This window comes from Paraburkholderia graminis (assembly GCF_003330785.1).
GTDB classification, from domain to species: domain Bacteria; phylum Pseudomonadota; class Gammaproteobacteria; order Burkholderiales; family Burkholderiaceae; genus Paraburkholderia; species Paraburkholderia graminis.
Genome location: NZ_CP024934.1, coordinates 3,597,003 through 3,618,304, shown reverse-complemented (window position 1 = coordinate 3,618,304; position 21,302 = coordinate 3,597,003). Strand labels below are relative to the sequence as shown.

Genomic DNA, 21,302 nt, shown 5'->3' with positions numbered 1-21,302 from the left:
CGCGCCTTGCCCCGCATAAGCCGTTCGACGAATCGCCGCCTCATAACAAGAACGAACAACAAACGCACAACACAGACCAACCCGGCGCGGCGAGCCTGCCGCGCAACGAGGCGTGTCCGCAGCGTCCCATGCGCCTTGCATGCGACGCGCGCGGCCCGGCCCACTGACTTATGACGACACCTCAAGACATCATCCGCCACGACGTGCTCGCGATGACGAGCTATCCGGTACCCGACGCCACCGGCTACATCAAGCTCGACGCAATGGAGAACCCGTTTTCGCTGCCGCCGACGCTGGCCGCGCATCTCGGCGAGCATCTGGCGGGCGTCGCGCTGAACCGCTATCCGGCGCCGCGTCCGGAAGCGCTCATCGAGAAGATCAAACGCACGATGGGCGTGCCGGCCGGTTGCGATGTGCTGCTCGGCAACGGCTCGGACGAGATCATCAGCATGCTCTCGATTGCCTGCGCGAAGCCGGGCGCCAAGGTGCTCGCGCCCGTGCCGGGCTTCGTCATGTATCAGATGTCGGCGAAGCTGGCGAACCTCGAATTCGTCGGCGTGCCGCTGAACAGCGACTTCACGCTCGATACCGAAGCGATGCTCGCGGCCATCGCCGAACACCAGCCCGCGGTTGTGTATCTCGCGTATCCGAACAATCCGACCGGCACGCTCTTTAACGACGCCGACATGGAGCGCATCATCGCCGCGGCGACGAAGAGCCTGGTCGTAATCGACGAGGCTTATCAGCCGTTTGCGCAGCGAAGCTGGCTGCCGCGCGCCGACGCGTTCGACAACGTGGTGGTGATGCGCACGGTGTCGAAGCTGGGTCTCGCCGGCATCCGCCTCGGCTATCTGGTTGGCAAGCCCGCGTGGCTTAACGAACTCGACAAGGTGCGCCCGCCGTACAACACCAACGTGCTGACCCAGGCGGCCGCGGATTTCCTGCTCGATCACGTCGACGTGCTCGACTCGCAGGCGGCGAAATTGCGCGACGAGCGTACGAAACTCGCAGACGCCGTCGCTCAATTGCCCGGTGCCGAAGTGTTTCCGAGCGCCGGCAATTTTCTGCTGGTGCGCGTGCCCGACGCGTCGATTCTGTTCGAAACCCTGCTCACGTCGCGGGTTCTGGTCAAAAACGTGAGTAAAATGCACCCATTGCTGGCGAATTGCGTGCGTTTGACCGTTGGTTCTCCCGACGAAAACGCCCAGTTGCTTGCCGCGCTGAAGCTCGTATTGCACTGAGCGTGCAATAAGCGTGCATTAAGCGGCGGCTCGCCGCTCCCCTCCCACACTACTAGCGCTTTCTAGCCAGATTCGAGGAATTACCATGCGCCTTGCGGAAGTCGTTCGCAACACCAGCGAAACGCAGATCCGTGTCAAGATCAACCTGGACGGCACCGGTCAGCAGAAGCTGGCCACCGGCGTGCCGTTCCTGGACCACATGCTCGACCAGATCGCGCGGCATGGCCTGTTCGATCTCGACATTGAAGCGCATGGCGACCTGCATATCGACGACCATCATACGGTCGAAGACACCGGCATCACGCTCGGCCAGGCCGTCGCGAAAGCAATCGGCGACCGCAAGGGCATTCGCCGCTACGGCCATTCGTATGTGCCGCTCGACGAAGCGCTGTCGCGCGTCGTGATCGACTTTTCGGGCCGTCCGGGCCTCGAGTTTCATGTGCCGTTCACGCGTGCGCGCATCGGCACGTTCGACGTCGATCTGTCGATCGAATTCTTCCGCGGCTTCGTGAACCATGCGGGCGTGACGTTGCATATCGACAATCTGCGCGGCCTGAACGCTCACCATCAAATGGAAACGGTGTTCAAGGCGTTCGGCCGCGCGCTGCGCATGGCCGTCGAACTGGACGAGCGCGCGGCGGGGCAGATTCCGTCGACCAAAGGCAGTCTTTAAGCGACTTATTTACCGGGACCGGAACCGCGCCGTGCGCGCGCCCGGTGTTCAATGGATATTCTGAAGTCGTTTATCTCGCTGCTCGCGCTGATCAATCCGGTCGGCGCGATTCCGTTCTTCATGAGCCTGACGGCGAATCAGAGCGACGTCGAACGGCGCAGGACCATTCGGATCGCGGCTATTTCGGTGTTCTGCGTGATCGCGGTGACGACGCTGCTCGGGCAGCAGATCATCAGCTTCTTCGGCATTTCGGTCGGTTCGCTCGAAGTGGGCGGCGGCATCATCATGCTGCTGATGGCGATCAACATGCTGAACGCGCAGATCGGCAACAGTCGTTCGACACCGGAAGAGCGCGACGAAGCCGAGCAGAAGGACAACATCGCGGTCGTGCCGCTGGCCATTCCGCTGTTGACCGGGCCCGGCGCGATCAGCACGACGATCATCTATGCGGCCAGTTCGCCGCATTGGTACGACCGCATCGGTCTGATCGCGATCGGCGCGGTGCTGGCGGCGATCTGCTTTTTTTCGCTGCGCCTCGCTGAACCGATTGCACGCTGGGTCGGTCGCACCGGTATCAACATCGGCACGCGGCTCATGGGTTTGATGTTATCGGCGCTGGCGGTGGAATTCATCGTCGATGGATTGAAGGCTTTGCTGCCTACTTTGAAATGAAAACTTCGATAGCGATTGTGGATTACGGAATGGGCAACCTGCGCTCGGTGGCGCAGGCGTTGCGCAAGGCCGCGCCGGAAGCGGACGTGGCGATCGTCGACCAGCCGGAAGCGATCCGCGCGGCCGACCGCGTCGTGCTGCCCGGCCAGGGCGCGATGCCCGACTGCATGCGCAGTCTCGCTGAGTCCGGCCTGCAGGAAGCGGTCGTGGAAGCGTCGCGCACGAAGCCGCTGATGGGCGTGTGCGTGGGCGAGCAGATGCTGTTCGACTGGAGCGCCGAGGGCGGCACGCCCGGCCTCGGACTGCTGCCGGGCAAGGTGCTGCGCTTCGACCTGGAAGGCCAGGTGCAGGACGACGGCTCGCGCTTCAAGGTTCCGCAGATGGGCTGGAACCGCGTGCGCCAGGCGCAGCCGCATCCGCTGTGGGACGGCGTGGCCGACAATGCGTTCTTCTACTTCGTGCATAGCTATTACGTGGTGCCGGACAATGCCGCGCACACGTCGGGCGAGACGGTGTACGGCGTGCCTTTTACGTCGGCGGTCGCGCGGGACAACATCTTCGCGACCCAGTTTCACCCGGAAAAGAGCGCCGAAGCCGGGCTGCGCGTGTATCGCAACTTCGTGCACTGGAACCCGTGAGCGCCTCGCTTCCTGCTGCCGCGGCGCGCTGTTTTGCCGCAAGCGGGGCATTCGCCGCGCGCTGCGGCGGCCGCATCCTGATTTCGCTTTGCGCCGCCGGTGCGCAAGAGCGTCGAAAGAGTTGTACTAAACTAGCGAGACGGCGTTTGGGCGGGCTGGCCGACCAGCCGCCGCCGCCGCCCTTCAACCCATTCCCACTCAACACCCGATTGCTATGCTGCTGATCCCCGCCATCGACCTGAAAGACGGTCAGTGTGTACGCCTCAAACAGGGCGATATGGACCAGGCGACGATATTCTCCGAGGAACCGGCGGCGATGGCCCGACATTGGGTCGAGCGCGGCGCGCGCCGTCTGCACCTCGTCGACCTGAACGGCGCGTTCGCCGGCAAGCCGAGGAACGAAGACGCGATTCGCGCGATCATCGAGGAAGTGGGCGGCGAGATTCCCGTGCAGCTCGGCGGCGGCATCCGCGACCTGAACACCATCGAGCGCTATCTCGACGACGGTCTCGAGTACGTGATCATCGGCACGGCCGCGGTGAAAAATCCGGGCTTCCTGCAGGACGCGTGTACCGCGTTCGGCGGCCATATCATCGTCGGGCTGGATGCGAAAGACGGCAAGGTCGCGACCGACGGCTGGAGCAAGCTGACGGGTCACGAAGTGGCCGATCTGGCGCGCAAGTTCGAGGACTACGGCTGCGAGTCGATCATCTACACGGACATCGGCCGCGACGGCATGCTCCAGGGCATCAACATCGAGGCGACGGTGCGCCTTGCGCGCGCCGTGAAGATTCCGGTGATCGCAAGCGGCGGGCTGTCGAATCTCGCCGACATCGAATCGCTGTGCGAAGTCGAGGGCGAAGGCATTGAAGGCGTGATCTGCGGCCGGGCGATCTACTCGGGCGATCTCGACTTCACGGCCGCGCAGACTTTGGCAGACCGGCTGCGCGAATCGGACGACGCCTGAGCGCTGCTCGGCTGCGCAGCGGGCGAGTGGGCGAGCGGTTGAACGGATGAGCGCGGCGGCGTGGTCAGCCTCGCGTCTGAGGACAACGCCCGCCGCACGCAAGCACGCGCTGCATGCCTGCTCACCTGCTCGCCTGCATGCGGCGCAATGCGAGCCGCAGTTGGCGGTGGCTTTCTGAACAAGCGCCCCAAGCGCCACGCGCCGAACCCGCCGCGAGCAACCCGGCCCGGCACCCCGGCCCATCACCGCTCGCCTGCGGTCCAGGCGAGCGGCCTCATCAGCGGTATTGGCAGAATTGCAAGATCATGGCTCTAGCTAAACGCATCATTCCCTGTCTCGACGTCACCGCCGGCCGCGTGGTCAAGGGCGTCAACTTCGTCGAACTGCGCGACGCGGGCGATCCCGTGGAAATCGCGCGCCGTTACGACGATCAGGGCGCGGACGAACTGACTTTCCTCGACATCACCGCGACTTCCGACCAGCGCGACCTGATCCTGCCGATCATCGAAGCAGTCGCCTCGCAAGTGTTCATTCCGCTGACAGTCGGTGGCGGCGTGCGCGCCGTCGAAGACGTGCGGCGCCTGCTCAACGCGGGCGCGGACAAGATCAGCATGAACTCGTCGGCGGTGGCGAATCCGCAGCTCGTCAAGGACGCCACGGACAAATACGGCTCGCAATGCATCGTGGTCGCGATCGACGCCAAGCGCGTTTCCGCGGACGGTGAGCCGCCGCGCTGGGAAGTCTTCACGCACGGCGGACGCAAGGCGACCGGCCTCGAAGCCGTCGAATGGGCGCGCAAGATGGCCGAGCTCGGCGCGGGCGAAATCCTCTTGACCAGCATGGATCGCGACGGCACGAAAAGCGGCTTCGACCTCGCGCTCACGCGTGCGGTCTCCGACGCGGTGCCGATTCCGGTGATCGCCTCGGGCGGCGTCGGCAATCTGCAGCATCTCGCCGACGGCATCAAGAGCGGCCACGCCGACGCGGTACTCGCCGCGAGCATCTTCCACTACGGCGAGCACACGGTGGGCGAGGCCAAGCGCTTCATGGCCGGGCAGGGCATTTCGGTGAGGTTGTGACGTGGTGAATCCAACGGCAGTCAATTGGCTCGACAAGGTCAAGTGGGACGCGAACGGCCTTGTGCCGGTGATCGCGCAGGAAGCGTCGACGAACGACGTGCTGATGTTCGCGTGGATGAACCGCGAGGCGTTGGCGAAAACCGTCGAACTCGGCCGCGCGGTGTACTTCTCGCGCTCGCGCCAGCGGCTGTGGTTCAAGGGCGAGGAGTCCGGCCACGTTCAGCATGTGCATGAAGTGCGGCTCGATTGCGACGAAGACGTCGTGCTGCTGAAGGTGGAGCAGGTGTCCGGCATTGCGTGCCACACCGGCCGCCACTCGTGTTTTTTCCAGAAATTCGAAGGCTCGACAGATGACGGCGACTGGATTGCCGTCGATCCCGTGCTGAAAGACCCCGAACACATCTACAAATGACGCAGACCACCCAAGCCGCATCCGCCAATCCATCCACGACCGATACGTTGATGCGCCTCGCGGCGATCATCGACAGCCGCAAGGGCGGCGACCCGGACGTGTCGTATGTGTCGCGCCTGTTCCATAAGGGCGACGACGCGGTGCTGAAGAAAATCGGCGAAGAAGCCACCGAAGTCGTGCTGGCCGCCAAGGACACGCGCCACGGCGGCGAGACGAAGGCGCTCGTCGGCGAGGTCGCGGATCTGTGGTTCCATTGCCTCGTCATGCTGTCGCACTACGATCTGAGCCCCGCGGACGTGCTCGCCGAGCTGGAGCGCCGCGAAGGCATGTCGGGCATTGAGGAAAAAGCGCTGCGCAAGAGCCGCGAGCGCGAGCAGAACGGCGATTGAGCGCGCGATTTTCCCGAGTGCGATTTCTGCTGTTTCTTCGCGCGGTTTGCCTTGAAGTGGCGAGCGCCGGCGCCCACATTGCAGTGAACGCATCGCAAACCCATCGTCCGGAGGACGCAGCATGGAACAGTCGCACCAGAGTTATCCGCCGCCGGCTTACCGCCACGCGATCGAGCCGGAGCGGGAACGCAGCCTGCGCACGCTGACGCATGTGCTGTACGCGCTGTATGCGGTTCACTGGCTGACGGGCGGCCTGACGATCCTGATCGCGATCATCATCAATTACGTGAAGCGCGGCGACGCGGCCGGCACGCCGTATGAACCGCATTTCGAGTGGCAGATCCGCACGTTCTGGATCGGCCTGCTGGGTTACGCGATAGGCGGGCTGCTGGTGTTCGTCTTCATCGGCTTTGCGGTGCTCTGGGCCGTCAGCATCTGGATGTTGTACCGTATTATCAAGGGCTGGCTGTATCTGTACGATAACAAGCCGCTTGCGAATCCGCGGGCGTGGTTCTGAATTGGTGTCATGTCATGCGGCGCCGGCGCAAATCCGCTCTGCCGCATCGAGCCACGCTTCGCGCTTTAGCCCTACCGCGTCAGGAATACGATGAGTCACGACCCGAATTGCCTCTTCTGCAAGATCGCCGCCGGCGAGATCCCGTCGACCAAAGTCCATGAAGACGAAGAGTTTCTTGCCTTCCGCGACATCCGTCCGGCGGCCGAAACCCATGTGCTGGTCATTCCGCGCAAGCACATCGCCACGCTCACGGACTGCACCGAAAGCGATGCGCCCATGCTTGGTAGAATGCTTGTTTTGACTGCGCGTTTGGCCGATCAGTTGGGCGTGGCGTACACCGGTGGAGAAACCGGCTTCCGCACCGTCATCAATACCGGCCCGGGCGGCGGGCAAGAGGTGTATCACCTGCACGCGCACATTCTGGCGGGGCCGCGTCCGTGGCAGCGCATGGGCTAATGGGCCTGGCGCAGCCTGGCTTGGCCGGGCCGCGGAGACGTTGCCGGGTGCACAGCCAATTTTGCCAGGCTGTTTTTGCCGCGCTGTAATTTTGGCGACGCGATTCTCTGGCCACAATACGGGCGAGGTCCGGCGTGCGAGGTCCTGGCGAAACAGCGGCACGCGCGGCAACGCTGCTGTAACGTATAGATGAAGCGCAAGCGCTTCGATTCACGCCGCAAGGCAGACGAGTTTTTGCCGCATTACGTGCGGCGTCGGGGTTAAGGAGAGTAGTCATGGGTTCGTTGAGTATTTGGCATTGGTTGATCGTGTTGCTGATCGTGGCGCTCGTGTTCGGCACGAAGAAGCTGCGCAACATCGGCGGCGATCTGGGTGGCGCTGTGAAGGGCTTCAAGGAAGGCATGCGCGAGAACGAAACGCCTTCGGCGGACGCGCAGCAGCAGCGCGAACTGCCGCGCAACGGCGCGGTGGATGTGGAAGCCAAGGAAAAGACCCCGCGTTCGGGCGATTACCGCTAAGCCGCGGGCCAACCGCGTTACTGACGGACATTTCCCTCCATGCTGGACCTCGGTCTAACCAAGATGGCGCTCATCGGCGTCGTCGCACTGGTCGTGCTCGGCCCTGAGCGGCTGCCGCGCGTTGCCCGCACGGCGGGCGCGCTGTTTGGCCGCGCGCAGCGCTACATCAACGACGTCAAGTCGGAAGTCACGCGGGAAATCGAACTCGACGAATTGCGTCGCATGAAAACCGAGTTCGAGACGGCGGCGAGCAACGTCGAAACGGCAGTTCAGGAAAACCTGCGCAAGCATGAGAGCGAACTGAACGACGCGTGGAACAGCGGGACGTCCGTGTCGCCGAGCATCGCCGGCGGGGCGCTCGAAGACGCCGCCGGCAATGCCGGCAGCACTTCGTGGCAGAACAGCACGCCAGCCGCGGCGGCCAAGCGCAAGAACTGGCGCGTCAAGCAAACGGCAATGCCCACCTGGTACAAGCGCGCGACCACGCGCCGCACGCGCGTGCAGTCCGGGGCGGCACGCGTTGCGCGGCATACGCCTGCCAGCATGCGTCGTCCGACGCGGTTTTTCTGATGATCAGAACGACAATCTCTAACCGAGGGCCGGTGTGAGCGACCCCCAGAAAAACCAGGACGAAGGCACTGAAGAGACCTTCATTTCCCACCTCGTTGAATTGCGCGACCGCATCATCCGCGCGGGCCTTGCCGTCATCGTGGTGTTTATCGGGCTCGTGTATTGGGCGCCGGACATCTTCCGGCTGCTGGCGCGCCCGCTGATGCAGAACCTGCCCAAAGACGGCAAGATGATCGTGACCGACGTCACCGGCTCGTTCTTCGTGCCGATGAAAGTGACCATGCTGGTCGCCTTCGTGATCGCGCTGCCTATCGTGCTGTATCAGATCTGGGCGTTCGTCGCGCCGGGTCTTTATCAGCACGAGAAGAAGCTGGTCGGGCCGCTCGTCGGCAGCAGCTATACGCTGTTTCTCTGCGGCATGGCGTTCGCGTATTTCGTTGTGTTTCCCACCATCTTTCGCGTGATGGCGCATTACAACGCGCCGCTCGGCGCGGAGATGACGACGGACATCGACAATTATCTGAGCTTCGTGCTCACCATGTTCATTGCGTTCGGCGTGACGTTTGAAGTGCCGATCGTCGTCGTGCTGCTCGTGCGCATGAACGTCGTGACGCTCAAGAAGCTAAAGGAAATCCGGCCGTATGTGATCGTCGGCGCGTTCGTGATTTCGGCCGTGGTCACGCCGCCGGACGTCTTCTCGCAACTGATTCTGGCCATTCCGCTGATCGTTTTGTACGAGGCGGGGATCATCGCGGCGCGGTTGATTGTCGGCAAGCAGCCGGCGGTGGTCGAGGACGCGAGTCCGCCGGGCTAATGCAATGCATGCCGCGTGGCGCGGCTGCAACGCGTAAGCAAACAAAGCAAAAGGGCAGTCCGTTGCGGACTGCCCTTTTTACGTTCTACGTTCTACCAGCGGATTCGGCACGGGCGCTACTACCCGCGCACCGCTTGCGCTCAACCGCCTTCGTCGTCCTGCTGCTCGCTGTCGTCGGCGGGCTGTTTCGGCGGAGGCGGCCGCTTGCCGATGACCACGTCGACATCCAGCTCGCGGTTCTTGCGCACCAGATGCACCTTGGCGGCCGTGCCCGGCTTGATCTGCGCGATCACGTTCAGCAGGCGCGTGGTGTCGGTGATTTCCTGACCGTTGACGCTCATCAGGATGTCGCCTGGCTTGATGCCCGCGCGGTCGGCGGGACCGTTCTTCAGCACGCCCGCGACGATCGCGCCCGACTTCTGGTCGAGCCCGAACGACTCGGCGATTTCCGGCGTCACGTCTTGCGGCTCGACGCCGATCCAGCCGCGCGTGACCGAACCCGTCGTGATGATGCTTTCGAGCACGCTGCGCGCAGTCGACACCGGAATCGCGAAGCCGATGCCGAGCGAGCCGCCCGAGCGCGAGTAAATAGCGGTGTTGATGCCGAGCAGATTGCCGTTCACGTCGACGAGCGCGCCACCCGAGTTGCCGGGATTGATCGCCGCATCGGTCTGGATGAAGTTTTCGAACGTATTGATGCCGAGATGATTGCGGCCGAGCGCGCTGACAATGCCCATCGTGACCGTCTGCCCGACGCCGAACGGATTGCCGATGGCCAGCACCACGTCGCCCACGCGCGTCTGCTCCATGCGGCCGAGGGTGATGGTGGGCAGGTTGGTCATGTTGACCTTGAGCACGGCCAGATCCGTTTCCGGATCGATGCCGATCACCTTGGCGTTCGTGGTGCGTCCGTCGGCGAGCGCGATTTCAATCTGATCCGCACCGTCGACGACGTGCTGGTTCGTTAGAATGTACCCTTCCGAACTCACGATCACCCCGGAGCCCAGGTTCGCGGCCGGTTGTTCGCGCTGCCTGCGATTGTTCTTGTCGCCGAAGAAGTAGCGGAACAGCGGGTCTTTCGCGCGCGGGTCCGGCGGCAGTGAGCCATCTTTGCTGGAAAAGACGTTTACGACCGCGGGCATGGCCTTTTGCGCGGCGTCGGCATAAGACGCCGTTGCGGGCCCGCTGCCCATGCCAGGCGCGACTTCGCGCAGTGCGACGATCGGTTCGGCAAGTTGCTTGCCGAATTGCCCTTGACGCTGAAGCCACTGCGGTTTGAGGGTCGCGATGATGAACATCAGCGCCAACAGCACAGTCACCGCTTGGGCAAAGAACAGCCAGAAGCGTCTAAGCATCTGAAGACTAGAGGTTTATATGGATCGGATCGAACTTGAATTGTACTTGAACAATCTCCTTGAAACCGCGCGGTTCAAGGACTATTGCCCGAACGGTCTGCAAGTCGAAGGGCGCCGCAAGATCGGCAAACTCGCGACCGGCGTGACCGCGTCAGTTGCGTTTCTCGAAGCCGCGCTCGATTGGGGCGCGGACGCCGTGCTGGTCCATCACGGCTACTTCTGGCGCAACGAGGCGCCGCAGATCACCGGCCGCAAATACGGGCGCCTGAAACTGCTGCTCGCCAACGACCTGAACCTGTTCGCCTATCACCTGCCGCTCGACGACCATCCCGAGTTCGGCAACAACGCGCAGATCGGTGCGAAGATGGGCTGGATCAGCGACGCGCGTTTCGGCGAGAACGACCTCGGCTGGCTCGCCACCTTCGCAATGCCGATCACGCTCGCGCACTTCACCGCCGAGATCGAGCAGACGCTCGGCCGCACGCCGCTCGTGTTCGGCGACCCGGATCGCAGTCTGCGCCGCGTGGCGTGGTGCACGGGCGCCGCGCAAGGCATGTTCGACGCGGCGATCAACGCCGGCGCCGACGTCTATCTGACGGGCGAGGTGTCGGAGTCGGTCATGCACACGTCGGCAGAAAGCGGCGTAGCGTTTCTCGCGGCCGGCCATCATGCGACCGAGCGCTTCGGCGTGCAGGCGGTGGGCAAGCATCTGTCGGAGCAGTTCGACATCGAGCATCTCTTTATCGATATTCCGAATCCCGTTTGAGTCGTTGAAATATCAAATGGGCATTAGCGAAGCAAAAGGCACGAATAACGGAGGGGACACTTAAAAGCTGCTGCAAAAAAGTTTGTGATGCGTACGGAGAAACCCTGAGTTATCAAGGGCTTCGCACGGTTTTTGGCAATCGGCCCTTGTAAATGGCGACTCCATTCGAGCAAACTAGCGGCGGTAGAAGCGACGTGAAGGAACAATCCAACTCAGAAGTGGGGCGTGTAATGCGAGACAAGGAAGATGAACGCGTCGACGGCAGCCGCCGTACCTGGCTGATAGCGACGACCGTAGCAGGTGGCATTGGAGGCGTTGCCACTGTCGTACCCTTTGTTAGTTCGTTTGCACCATCTGAAAAGGCCAAGGCAGCAGGAGCCCCGGTCGAAGTCGACATCAGCGATCTCAAGCCCGGCGACATGAAGACCGTGGCCTGGCGCGGCAAGCCCGTGTGGATCATCAACCGCACCGAGAAGATGCTCGCCGACGTCAAGAAGGCCGACAACGAAGTCGCCGATCCCGCGAGCAAGAATCCCTTTTCGTTGCCGCTGCCGGAGTACTGCAACAACGAATTCCGTTCACGCGCCGACCACAAGAACGTTTTTGTCGCCGTCGCCGTGTGCACCCATCTGGGCTGCACGCCGACGCCGCGCTTCCAGGAGGGCGCGCAGCCCAATCTTCCGGACGACTGGCCTGGCGGCTTCCTGTGCCCGTGCCACGGCTCGACCTATGACATGGCCGGCCGCGTCTTCAAGAACAAACCTGCGCCGCAGAACCTCGACATCCCGCCTTATATGTTCACGTCGGCCAATGGGCTCGTGATCGGCAAGGACGAGAAAGGAGAAGCGTAATGGCGATCGAACACGAAGTGGAGACGGCCGGGCTCGTCGGCTGGATCGACCGGCGCTTTCCGTTCACGTCCACCTGGAAGAAGCACGTCTCCGAATACTACGCACCGAAGAACTTCAACTTCTGGTACTTCTTCGGCTCGCTCGCGCTGCTCGTGCTGGTGAACCAGATCGTCACCGGCATCTTCCTCACGATGAACTACAAGCCCGACGCGACGCTCGCGTTCGGCTCGGTCGAGTACATCATGCGCGAGGTGCCGTGGGGCTGGCTGATCCGCTACATGCACTCAACGGGCGCGTCGATGTTCTTCGTCGTCGTGTATCTGCATATGTTCCGCGGGCTGATGTACGGCTCGTATCGCAAGCCGCGCGAGCTCGTGTGGATCTTCGGCTGCGCGATCTTTCTGTGCCTGATGGCCGAGGCGTTCTTCGGTTACCTGCTGCCGTGGGGCCAGATGTCGTTCTGGGGCGCGCAGGTGATCGTGAACCTGTTCTCGGCGATTCCGTTCATCGGGCCGGACCTGTCGCTGTGGATTCGCGGCGACTACGTGGTGTCCGACGTGACGCTGAACCGCTTCTTCGCGTTTCACGTGATCGCGATTCCGCTGGTGCTGCTCGGGCTGGTCGTCGCGCATCTGGTCGCGCTGCACGAAGTCGGCTCGAACAACCCGGACGGCATCGAGATCAAGGCGAAGAAGGACCCGGACGGCATTCCGCTCGACGGCATTCCGTTCCACCCGTACTACTCAGTGCACGATTTCTACGGCGTGTGCATCTTCCTGATGATCTTCGCGGCGATCATCTTCTTCGCGCCTGAAATGGGTGGCTACTTCCTCGAAGCGAACAACTTCGTGCCGGCCAACCCGCTGCAGACGCCGCCGGAAATCGCGCCGGTCTGGTACTTCACGGCCTTCTACGCGATGCTGCGCGCCACGACCGATCCGTTCAAGATCGTCCTGATGATCGTGATCGCGCTGCTCGGCCTGCTTGCGTTGGTGCGCGCGCGCGGCAAGTGGAAGCTCGGCCTGCCGGTGCTCGCCGTGCTCGTGATTCTGGCCATGGCGTTCACCGAATCGAAGTTCTGGGGCGTCGTGGTGATGGGCGGCGCGGTGGTTTCGCTGTTCTTCCTGCCTTGGCTCGACCGCTCGCCGGTGAAGTCGATCCGTTACCGGCCGTTCTTCCACAAGGTGTTCTACGGGATTTTCGTGCTCGCTTTCCTGACGTTGGCGTTCCTCGGCACCAAACCGCCGTCGCCGGTCGCTACGTTGATTGCGCAGGTGTGCGCGCTGATCTACTTCGCGTTTTTCCTCGGCATGCCGTTCTGGACGCGGCTTGGCACGTTCAGGCAGCCGCCTGAGCGCGTGCGCTACAAGCCCCACTAATCGAGAGCGAGGAGAACACGAAGATGAAAAAACTGCTTTCGACGTGCGCGCTGATCGGCGCGACACTGCTCGCGGTGCTGAGCGGCCCGGCGTATGCGGACGAGAATGTTCATCTCGACCGCGCGCCGGATAACGCAGACAATTTCGCTTCTTTGCAGCACGGCGCGCAATTGTTTGTAAACTACTGCCTGAATTGCCACAGCGCGAACCTGATGCGCTACAACCGGCTGACCGACCTCGGCATCGCGCCGAGCGAAATCCAGTCGAACCTGCTTTTCACCACCGACAAAATCGGCAACACGATGACCGTCGCCATGCGCCCGGACGACGCGAAAGCGTGGTTCGGCGCGAGTCCGCCGGATTTGTCGGTGGAAGCGCGGGCGCGCGGCAAGGACTGGCTGTACACGTATCTGCGCAGTTTTTATCGCGACAATACGCGGCCGACCGGCTGGAATAATCTGGTGTATGAAAACGTGAGCATGCCTCACGTGCTGTGGCAGCTTCAGGGGCAACGTACTGCGAAATTCGGTGACGAAGTCGACGAAAAAACGGGCGAGACGGTGCACAAATTTGTGGGCTTCCAGCAGGTCACGCCGGGGACGATGTCGCCGGTAGATTATGATTCTGCTGTGGCCGACCTTGTGTCGTATATGTCCTGGATGTCCGAGCCGACTCAGAAAACCCGCAAGCAGCTTGGCGTGTGGGTGCTGCTGTTCCTCGGTATTCTGAGCTTTTTCGCCTGGCGACTGAACGCCGCGTACTGGAAACATATCAAATAATCACGCCGCTATACGGCGTGGGGCCGGCGCCAGGAAAAACCTGCTGAACGGTTTTTCCGCGCGCTGGCCTTTCAGCTTTTTGAGGAAACGTAAATCATGATGGTTCTGTATTCCGGCACAACTTGCCCGTTCTCCCAGCGCTGCCGGCTGGTGTTGTTCGAAAAGGGCATGGACTTCGAGATCCGCGACGTCGACCTGTTTAACAAGCCGGAAGACATCGCCGTGATGAATCCGTATGGTCAAGTGCCGATTCTCGTCGAACGGGACCTGATTCTGTACGAATCGAACATCATCAACGAGTATATCGACGAGCGCTTCCCGCACCCGCAGCTCATGCCGGCCGATCCGGTCCAGCGTGCGCGCGCGCGCCTGTTCCTGCTGAACTTCGAGAAAGAGCTGTTCGTCCACGTCGGCACGCTCGAGAACGAAAAGGGCAAGGCTGCGGAGAAGAACCACGAGAAGGCGCGCCTCGCGATTCGCGACCGTCTGACGCAACTCGCGCCGATCTTCCTGAAGAACAAGTACATGCTCGGCGAAGAGTTTTCGATGCTCGACGTCGCCATTGCGCCGCTCTTGTGGCGTCTGGATCACTACGGCATCGAACTGTCGAAGAACGCGGCGCCGCTCATGAAGTACGCCGAGCGCATTTTCAGCCGTCCGGCTTATATCGAGGCGCTGACGCCGTCGGAAAAGGTGATGCGTCGTTGAGTTTGGCTTTGGGCAAGGGCGCCGCGCGGCCACGCGCGCGCGGTGCCCGCGCCCGGTAAGAGGACTGCTGATGCAAGAGATTTCCACCAAGCCTTATCTGTTGCGCGCGCTGTACGAATGGTGCACGGATAACGGCTACACGCCGCACATTGCAGTGCGCGTCGATAATCAGACGCGTGTGCCGCGGCAGTTTGTGCGCGACAACGAGATCGTGTTGAACATCAGCTTCGAGGCCACGAGCCAACTGCAGATGGGCAACGAGTGGGTCGAGTTCAGCGCCCGTTTCTCCGGCAAGTCGCACAAGATCGAAGTGCCTATCGCCAATATCCTCGCCATCTACGCGCGCGAAAACGGGCAAGGCATGGCGTTCCCGGTCGAGTCGACAGGCGGCGAGGCGCAGGATTCGGGCGCCGACGCCGAAACGGTCGAGCCGTCCACCGCGCCGAGCGTGTCGACTGCGCCGAGCGTGTCGAGCGCGCCGCGTGCGGTCAACAAGGCGCCCGCAGCCGACGATGCCGCCGCCAAAGCCGAGCGCGCGCCGCAGGGCGACCAGCCCGACGACGACGGCTCGAAAGGTGGCGGGAGGGCTCGCCTCAAGATCGTAAAATGAAGTAGAATCACGGCCTCATGCCGGCTTAGCTCATCAGGTAGAGCGCTTGACTTGTAATCATGAGGTGGCGGGTTCGAGTCCTGCAGCCGGCACCAGTTGTGCGAAACGGGGTTTCTGTTCAGTCAGGAACCCCGTTTTTTATTGGCCAATCGGCGCTTTGTCACCGGCTTCGGAACGGGTCGAGGTGAGCGCGGGTGAGGGCTAAAATCGCCATATCTCTTTCACCTTGTCGATGGTGGACAAAACTGTCTACATTCGATGAGGTCTCGCCACCCGCAGCGCGCCGCGACGCGCCTTTCGCAAAACGACCCACTTCATCATGAACAGCCCTGCAAGCATCACCTGGCCGGAAGCCGACGGCCCCCGCACCGCACGTTGGCGCTCCGAAGCGGCGGTGCCGCCGCCGAAACGCGTGATCGTCGCCGACGACCGGACCACCGCGGACTCGGCCTACCGGCTCGCCTGTGAAGGCACCGCGCTGTTGTGGAACGGCGACTTTCAGAACGCGCGCCAATTGCTGCAGGCGGTCACGCGGCGGCTCGAGCGCAAACCGCGCAAGCAGGGTGAGACGCCGCTCGACGCGTTTAATCTGCATCGGCAGACGCAGTCGCAGCGCGCGCGCACGCTCGGCATGATCCTGATTCCGCTCAACGCCGAGTACGCGATTCCGCTGCGCCGCGCGCCCGACGTGCGGCAGGCGTGCATCGAAACGTACGGCCCGCCGACCGATGAGGCGTCGGTCGTGTCGCTGCGCGAGCTGCTCGGCATGATCGGCGCGCACGAGTGGCGCAAGAAGGGCGTGGAGATTCCCGCGCTCGGTGACCGGATTCATCCGCATTACGGCGTCTTTTCGCCGGTGCGCGGTGAATATGTGGATCTCGTCGCGCGCACGCCGTTGCCTTCGCTGAACAAGGCGTTCGACGTTGGCACGGGAACGGGCGTGCTGGCGGCGCTGCTCGCGAAGCGTGGCGTGAAGAAGATCGTCGCGACCGACCAGGACCCGCGAGCGCTTGCATGCGCGCGCGAGAATCTGGCGCGGCTCGGATACGAGCAGCAAGTCGATGTGGTGCAAGCCGATCTGTTTCCGGAAGGGCGCGCGCCGCTCATCGTGTGCAATCCGCCTTGGGTGCCGGCGCGGCCCGCTTCGCCGATCGAATATGCGGTCTACGATCCGGACAGCCGCATGCTGCTCGGTTTCCTCAAGGGCTTGTCGGAACATCTGTCACCGGGCGGCGAGGGCTGGCTGATTCTGTCGGATTTTGCCGAGCATCTCGGATTGCGCACGCGCGAATGGTTGCTTGCCGCGATCGCGGATGCGGGGCTGACGGTGGTGGCGCGCGAGGATATTCGTCCGCGGCATCCCAAGTCGACCGACGAGAGTGACCCGCTGCATAAGGCGCGGATGGTGGAGATGACGTCGCTTTGGCGACTCAAGGCGCGGGGTTGACGATTGCTTGAGGGCGCGGGCTTAGAGGCGCAGTTTGGGGCGGTGGCGGCTGTTTGGCCTATCAGTCGCCTCAATGTCCGACGCCCGACGCCCGTTGGGCGCTACTCCTGCGGAGCGCCCGCCATTTCTGCCGGGCTTCCGCACCCTTCGCCACCGCGGCACTCAGCCGTGCCACACACCTCACGACAACCTGTCCCGCGCTCCAACAAACGCCGCTGCCCCACGCCCCGCCACCAACCCGCTCGCGAAACACGCCGTTAGCAGATAACCGCCCGTCGGCGCTTCCCAATCCAGCATTTCCCCGGCGCAGAAAACGCCCGGCAAACTTTCGATCATCAGATGCCGATCCAGCGCCTCGAACGGAATGCCGCCGGCGCTGCTGATCGCTTCCGCAATTGGCCGTGCGCGCAACAGCCGCACCGGCAGCGCCTTGATTGCGTGCGCGAGACGCGTCGAATCGGCGAAAACGTCCTTCGGCAGAATTTCGTGCAGGAGGGCCAGTTTTACACCGCTAATGCCGACTCTTCCCTGCAGATGGCTCGACATCGAACGTGAGCCGCGCGGCCTCGTCACTTCCGCGATCACCCGCTCGAGAGCCAAGCCCGGCGCCAGGTCCAGCGAGATCGTGAGTTCGCCGTCAGCGAGAATCCGCTCACGAATCGGCGCCGAAAGCGCATAGATCAGACTGCCTTCGAGGCCCGTTTCGGTCAGAAGTATTTCACCTTGTCGATTGTGGACTTTTCCGTCTACATCGGTCAGTGAAATGGCCACGGACTTCACCGGCTGACCGGCGAAACGCTCGCGCAGATAAGGGCTCCAGTCGGCGTCGAAGCCGCAGTTCGCGGGTTGCAGAGCGCGCACATCGACGCCTTGCGAGGTGATGAACGGCACCCACGCCGCGTCGGAGCCGAGCCGCGGCCAGCTTGCACCGCCCAGTGCCAGCACGACGGCGTCGCAGTCGACGAGCCGTTCGCCGTCAGGCGTCTCGAACCGCAAGCCGGCCGCCGCGTGCGCGGACGCGCCGGCTACACCGCCCGTTTGCAAGCCGTTCCAGCCGCTCCACTTGTGCCGCATGTGAAAGCGCACGCCGCCTTCCTTCAACCGATGCAGCCACGCACGCAGCATCGGCGCGGCTTTCATGTCGGTTGGGAACACACGCCCCGAACTGCCGACGAACGTCTCGACGCCAAGATCATGCAGCCAGGCGCGCAACGCGTCGGGACCGAACGCGTCGAAGAGCGGCGCGATCCACGGGCGGCGCGCGCCATAGCGATCGAGAAACGGCTCGAGCGGCTCCGAATGCGTGATGTTCATGCCGCCTTTGCCCGCCATCAGGAATTTGCGGCCGACGGAGGGCATCGCGTCGTAGACGTCGACCTGCACGCCTTCCAGGCAAAGCGCCTCGGCGGCCATCAAGCCGGCGGGTCCGCCGCCGATCACGGCGACCCGGGCGGAATCGAATGAAGATGACATGCGGGCCTGTGGAGAGGGGAAAAGGCGGCGCGCCGCCGCTGTAACTCACGGCTGAAGCCGAACGGCCGCGCAAAGCGCTGACTAGAAAATCAAGCTGCCGTGTCCGCGCTGCGAAGGGCGCTATTTTCACATTGCAGGCGGCCCGGAGCAAACGCGTGCACCGCCGCCACGGACGCCAGAACGCTACATTTCGGCGCGTCGATACCGCAGCACACGTCGGCGCGCCGCTTTGTTATTCAGCATCGCGAACTATAATTTTTGGACACCTTCCATCGGGCGCAATTCGCGTCGTTCCCGCGTCGATTCCACTGATCTTCGTTGCCGCACCGCATGCCGTGGCGTGACGGGTGAGCTGCGGGTTCGCGCCTTACGGCCCGCGTGGAGGTTCACATATATCGATCAAGGAGACTGCCATGACCCGCCATTACATCGACTGCCGGGAGTTCCCGAGCGAAATGAACTGCACGGTCGCGCTATCGGCCGATAACGAGAACGAACTGCTCGACGCGGCCGTACAGCACGCGGTCAGTGTGCACAAGCATGCCGACTCGCCGGAATTGCGCTCGCAATTGAGGACGCTCTTTCACGAAGGCACGCCGCCGGTAGAGGCGCCGCGCATGTGAATCGCGGATTCGAGCGTCGGATCTGAAGTCAGGCACGAGAGAACGAAGCGCCGACTCGCGGGGAGGCGAGCGGCGCTTTGGCCGCTCGCGCGAGTCGCGGCGTGGAACGCGCGTCGTCTGCACACGCGCTGCACGCGCGATTCACGAGCTTTCAGCTCGGATAAGCCTCGTCGACCTTGAGCCCGGCCAGCTTGAAGATCACGCGCAGCGTTTGTGGTTTGATGTCGCGCCGCGAAGCGAGCGTCGTCATCACGAAGTCCAGCACTTTCGCGTACTTGAGAAGCGTCAGGCATGTTTCCATGTCGACGCTGCCGTCGCGCATGACTTCGGCGAGGCGAAGCATTTCCGTCGAGATGTCGCGCGCCATCTCCAGCTCGAGCTGCTGTTTCTCCGTCCAGGCGGGCATGGCGGTGAGCTTCGCCATCATTTCCTGGAACTTCTGTTCGACGTTTCCGTTGGGTACCGTATCCATTGCTGCCTCTTCTATTGTCCGGGCGCGCGTCCAGTTGAGCTCGCGGCGCGCCGTCGGTTACGTAACGTTCGGCCCGTGTTACCGGACCGTCCTCCCCACATGCATTTGGGCCATGCGTTCGTGACGACGGCCGACAGCTTGTTGTTATAGGCACCACGGCTTATGCCTCTGGGACCACGGCGGCGCTGAACGGTTCTGCGAGAATCCGCGTCAGGCGCCAAACGACCCAGGTCGCGCCGGAAAGAGCAGGAAGCGTTCCAGGAACGCAGCGTTTCCTGCAACTTTTGCACGCTCGCCGGTGAAAGGGCCGCCGTTTGGGTAAACTGGCAGCAACTTATGCTCTTTTCCGTCACCTGACGCACGTTCACGCTGCATTTGCCGACGGTCCCCCACGATGTCCAGCAAAACCCACGAAATCCGCCCCAACCAGTCCATCGAGCTGCTCAAGGAACTGCATATCCTGACGCGCGACGGCAAGATGAACCAGGACAGCCGCCGCAAGCTGAAGCAGGTCTACCATCTGTTCCAGTTCATCGAGCCTCTGCTCAAGGACGTGAAGGACCAGAAGGGCGCGGTCACGCTCGTCGACCACGGCGCCGGCAAGTCATATCTAGGTTTTATCCTGTATGACCTGTTCTTCAAGGAGTTTCAGGATGCCGCGGGTGGGGCGTCGCACATTTACGGCATCGAAACGCGCGAAGAACTCGTGACCCGCTCGCAGGAACTGGCGGCGCGGCTCGGCTTCAAGGGCATGTCGTTTCTGAATCTGTCGGTGGCGGAATCCATTACGTCGGACAAACTGCCGGCGCAAATCGACATTGTCACGGCGCTTCACGCGTGCAATACCGCAACCGACGACGCCATTCGCTTCGCCCTCGAAAAGAAGGCTAAATACATCGTGGTGGTGCCGTGTTGCCAGGCCGAAGTGGCGGGCGTTTTACGTCAAAACAAAAGTAAATCGCTGGGTCACGCATTAACGGAAATCTGGCGGCATCCGTTGCATACGCGCGAATTCGGCAGCCAGATTACCAACGTGCTGCGCTGCCTGCAATTAGAGGCACACGGTTATCAGGTCAGCGTAACCGAACTGGTGGGCTGGGAGCATTCGATGAAAAACGAACTGATCATCGCCCAGTTCAAGGACTTGCCGCGTCGGCGCCCGGCCGAGCGGCTCAGCGAAGTGATGCAGACACTGGGTATCGAGGAACTGAAAGAGCGGTTTTTCGTTTCCGCCTGAATCAGATTTTCATCAATTTATTCCAGCCGGCCAATCCGATTCGCCGCAGTGTTTCCTGATTCCGCTCGTAGATTTGTTCGGCATCGGGAAACGCCTGAACCGCGCGCTCAATACTGTCTTCTCTGAGTAAATGCAGAATCGGATACGGCGCGCGATTCGTGTAATTCTCAATGTCGTCGGGATCGGCGCCTTCGAACTGATACAACGGGTGAAAACTCGCAATCTGGATAATGCCTTCGAGCCGAAGCTGCTTCAGCATTCTTTCGGCGAAGAATAGCGCGTCGTTGTAATCGAGAAAATCGCCTAGCGCTTGAGGCAGGATTAGCAGCGTCGTGTCCACGGTCGCCGGGTCCGCGGCGACTAGCGTGTTCAGTTCGTTTTCCAGATCGGCCAGCACGCCTTCCAGGTTTATCGCATCGCTCACGGCGTAGCGGATTTGCCCTTTCACATGCACGGCCTTGGCGAACGGGCACAAGTTGAGCCCGATGACGGCCTCAGTCAGCCAGTGACGGGTGGCGGCAACGACAGCATCGTGCGATTCGGCGGGCAACGGCATGGCAGGCGGCAAGCGGCGGGAGAGGCAAAGCGCCATTTTAACGGGCGCGCGTGTGTCTGCGTTGCGCCACTGCCGCAAGAAATTGGACCAGCAAACAAAG

Annotated in this window: 26 protein-coding genes and 1 tRNA gene; 23 read left to right on the top strand and 4 right to left on the bottom strand. The window is 62.4% G+C overall.

Annotated elements, in window-relative coordinates; genetic code table 11:
- Positions 1 to 170: 170 nt before the first annotated feature.
- From hisC to tatC, 13 genes are all read left to right on the top strand, one after another.
- Positions 171 to 1,241 carry a histidinol-phosphate transaminase gene (hisC, locus tag CUJ91_RS16205; protein WP_029971281.1) on the top strand — a complete coding sequence of 357 codons (1,071 nt, stop codon included), beginning with the start codon at positions 171 to 173 and terminating at the stop codon, positions 1,239 to 1,241.
- 85 nt (positions 1,242 to 1,326) lie between these two features.
- On the top strand, positions 1,327 to 1,914 hold the full coding sequence (hisB, locus tag CUJ91_RS16200) for an imidazoleglycerol-phosphate dehydratase HisB (protein WP_006052285.1): 588 nt from the start codon (positions 1,327 to 1,329) through the stop codon (positions 1,912 to 1,914).
- Positions 1,915 to 1,965: 51 nt separating this feature from the next.
- The gene (locus CUJ91_RS16195) at positions 1,966 to 2,586 is read left to right on the top strand and encodes a YchE family NAAT transporter (RefSeq protein ID WP_006052286.1); all 621 of its coding nucleotides are present in this window, start codon (positions 1,966 to 1,968) and stop codon (positions 2,584 to 2,586) included.
- Positions 2,583 to 3,224, top strand: coding sequence for an imidazole glycerol phosphate synthase subunit HisH (gene hisH, locus CUJ91_RS16190; protein WP_006052287.1), 642 nt, complete (start codon positions 2,583 to 2,585; stop codon positions 3,222 to 3,224). The genes CUJ91_RS16195 and hisH overlap by 4 nt, the downstream gene beginning before the upstream one ends.
- Before the next feature lie 214 nt (positions 3,225 to 3,438).
- The gene (gene hisA, locus CUJ91_RS16185) at positions 3,439 to 4,191 is read left to right on the top strand and encodes a 1-(5-phosphoribosyl)-5-[(5-phosphoribosylamino)methylideneamino]imidazole-4-carboxamide isomerase (protein WP_006052288.1); all 753 of its coding nucleotides are present in this window, start codon (positions 3,439 to 3,441) and stop codon (positions 4,189 to 4,191) included.
- Positions 4,192 to 4,496: 305 nt separating this feature from the next.
- The gene (hisF, locus tag CUJ91_RS16180) at positions 4,497 to 5,270 is read left to right on the top strand and encodes an imidazole glycerol phosphate synthase subunit HisF (RefSeq protein ID WP_107710622.1); all 774 of its coding nucleotides are present in this window, start codon (positions 4,497 to 4,499) and stop codon (positions 5,268 to 5,270) included.
- Position 5,271: 1 nt separating this feature from the next.
- Complete coding sequence (hisI, locus tag CUJ91_RS16175) at positions 5,272 to 5,682, top strand: phosphoribosyl-AMP cyclohydrolase (RefSeq protein ID WP_006052290.1); 411 nt, start codon at positions 5,272 to 5,274, stop codon at positions 5,680 to 5,682.
- Positions 5,679 to 6,071, top strand: coding sequence for a phosphoribosyl-ATP diphosphatase (locus CUJ91_RS16170; protein WP_006052291.1), 393 nt, complete (start codon positions 5,679 to 5,681; stop codon positions 6,069 to 6,071). Before hisI ends, CUJ91_RS16170 begins: the two co-directional genes overlap by 4 nt.
- 121 nt (positions 6,072 to 6,192) lie before the next feature.
- Positions 6,193 to 6,588: a DUF4870 family protein gene (locus tag CUJ91_RS16165; protein WP_006052292.1), complete on the top strand. Its 396-nt coding sequence runs from the start codon at positions 6,193 to 6,195 to the stop codon at positions 6,586 to 6,588.
- Positions 6,589 to 6,678: 90 nt separating this feature from the next.
- Positions 6,679 to 7,044, top strand: a complete 366-nt coding sequence (locus CUJ91_RS16160) for a histidine triad nucleotide-binding protein (RefSeq protein WP_006052293.1) — start codon at positions 6,679 to 6,681, stop codon at positions 7,042 to 7,044.
- A 275-nt stretch (positions 7,045 to 7,319) separates the two neighbouring features.
- Positions 7,320 to 7,562 carry a Sec-independent protein translocase subunit TatA gene (gene tatA, locus CUJ91_RS16155; protein WP_006052294.1) on the top strand — a complete coding sequence of 81 codons (243 nt, stop codon included), beginning with the start codon at positions 7,320 to 7,322 and terminating at the stop codon, positions 7,560 to 7,562.
- Between the two features lie 39 nt (positions 7,563 to 7,601).
- Entirely contained in the window at positions 7,602 to 8,132 is a 531-nt protein-coding gene (gene tatB / locus CUJ91_RS16150; RefSeq protein ID WP_107710621.1) for a Sec-independent protein translocase protein TatB, read from the top strand.
- A gap of 34 nt (positions 8,133 to 8,166) precedes the next feature.
- A complete protein-coding gene (tatC, locus tag CUJ91_RS16145) occupies positions 8,167 to 8,946 on the top strand; it encodes a twin-arginine translocase subunit TatC (RefSeq protein ID WP_107710620.1) in 780 nt (259 codons plus the stop codon).
- A gap of 140 nt (positions 8,947 to 9,086) precedes the next feature.
- Here the strand turns inward: tatC and CUJ91_RS16140 are convergent, their stop codons facing one another.
- On the bottom strand, positions 9,087 to 10,301 hold the full coding sequence (locus CUJ91_RS16140) for a Do family serine endopeptidase (protein WP_029971284.1): 1,215 nt from the start codon (positions 10,299 to 10,301) through the stop codon (positions 9,087 to 9,089).
- Positions 10,302 to 10,320: 19 nt separating this feature from the next.
- On the opposite strand from CUJ91_RS16140, the gene CUJ91_RS16135 reads away from it, so the two are divergent.
- The 8 genes from CUJ91_RS16135 (at position 10,321) to CUJ91_RS16100 (ending at position 16,841) form a co-directional block, all read left to right on the top strand.
- Positions 10,321 to 11,067, top strand: coding sequence for a Nif3-like dinuclear metal center hexameric protein (locus tag CUJ91_RS16135; protein WP_006052298.1), 747 nt, complete (start codon positions 10,321 to 10,323; stop codon positions 11,065 to 11,067).
- Positions 11,068 to 11,297: 230 nt separating this feature from the next.
- A complete protein-coding gene (petA, locus tag CUJ91_RS16130) occupies positions 11,298 to 11,918 on the top strand; it encodes a ubiquinol-cytochrome c reductase iron-sulfur subunit (RefSeq protein ID WP_029971285.1) in 621 nt (206 codons plus the stop codon).
- Positions 11,918 to 13,297 carry a cytochrome b gene (locus CUJ91_RS16125; RefSeq protein ID WP_107710946.1) on the top strand — a complete coding sequence of 460 codons (1,380 nt, stop codon included), beginning with the start codon at positions 11,918 to 11,920 and terminating at the stop codon, positions 13,295 to 13,297. Before petA ends, CUJ91_RS16125 begins: the two co-directional genes overlap by 1 nt.
- 23 nt (positions 13,298 to 13,320) lie before the next feature.
- On the top strand, positions 13,321 to 14,076 hold the full coding sequence (locus CUJ91_RS16120) for a cytochrome c1 (RefSeq protein ID WP_029971286.1): 756 nt from the start codon (positions 13,321 to 13,323) through the stop codon (positions 14,074 to 14,076).
- Between the two features lie 96 nt (positions 14,077 to 14,172).
- Positions 14,173 to 14,784, top strand: a complete 612-nt coding sequence (locus CUJ91_RS16115) for a glutathione S-transferase N-terminal domain-containing protein (protein ID WP_006052302.1) — start codon at positions 14,173 to 14,175, stop codon at positions 14,782 to 14,784.
- Between the two features lie 70 nt (positions 14,785 to 14,854).
- The gene (locus CUJ91_RS16110; RefSeq protein WP_107710947.1) at positions 14,855 to 15,394 is read left to right on the top strand and encodes a ClpXP protease specificity-enhancing factor; all 540 of its coding nucleotides are present in this window, start codon (positions 14,855 to 14,857) and stop codon (positions 15,392 to 15,394) included.
- Positions 15,395 to 15,413: 19 nt separating this feature from the next.
- Positions 15,414 to 15,489, top strand: a tRNA-Thr gene (locus CUJ91_RS16105).
- A gap of 224 nt (positions 15,490 to 15,713) precedes the next feature.
- A complete protein-coding gene (locus CUJ91_RS16100; protein WP_107710948.1) occupies positions 15,714 to 16,841 on the top strand; it encodes a methyltransferase in 1,128 nt (375 codons plus the stop codon).
- A 180-nt stretch (positions 16,842 to 17,021) separates the two neighbouring features.
- Here the strand turns inward: CUJ91_RS16100 and CUJ91_RS16095 are convergent, their stop codons facing one another.
- On the bottom strand, positions 17,022 to 18,314 hold the full coding sequence (locus tag CUJ91_RS16095) for a TIGR03862 family flavoprotein (RefSeq protein WP_107710949.1): 1,293 nt from the start codon (positions 18,312 to 18,314) through the stop codon (positions 17,022 to 17,024).
- Positions 18,315 to 18,727: 413 nt separating this feature from the next.
- Between CUJ91_RS16095 and CUJ91_RS16090 the strand changes: the two genes are divergently transcribed.
- Positions 18,728 to 18,937 carry a DUF1059 domain-containing protein gene (locus CUJ91_RS16090; RefSeq protein ID WP_053859095.1) on the top strand — a complete coding sequence of 70 codons (210 nt, stop codon included), beginning with the start codon at positions 18,728 to 18,730 and terminating at the stop codon, positions 18,935 to 18,937.
- A gap of 151 nt (positions 18,938 to 19,088) precedes the next feature.
- Here CUJ91_RS16090 and CUJ91_RS16085 read toward each other — a convergent pair whose 3' ends face one another.
- Positions 19,089 to 19,409, bottom strand: a complete 321-nt coding sequence (locus tag CUJ91_RS16085) for a type II toxin-antitoxin system HicA family toxin (RefSeq protein WP_006052307.1) — start codon at positions 19,407 to 19,409, stop codon at positions 19,089 to 19,091.
- Positions 19,410 to 19,803: 394 nt separating this feature from the next.
- On the opposite strand from CUJ91_RS16085, the gene CUJ91_RS16080 reads away from it, so the two are divergent.
- Entirely contained in the window at positions 19,804 to 20,646 is an 843-nt protein-coding gene (locus CUJ91_RS16080) for a class I SAM-dependent methyltransferase (protein ID WP_053858801.1), read from the top strand.
- Position 20,647: 1 nt separating this feature from the next.
- Here the strand turns inward: CUJ91_RS16080 and CUJ91_RS16075 are convergent, their stop codons facing one another.
- Complete coding sequence (locus tag CUJ91_RS16075) at positions 20,648 to 21,202, bottom strand: DUF1415 domain-containing protein (RefSeq protein WP_107710950.1); 555 nt, start codon at positions 21,200 to 21,202, stop codon at positions 20,648 to 20,650.
- Positions 21,203 to 21,302 lie beyond the last annotated feature (100 nt).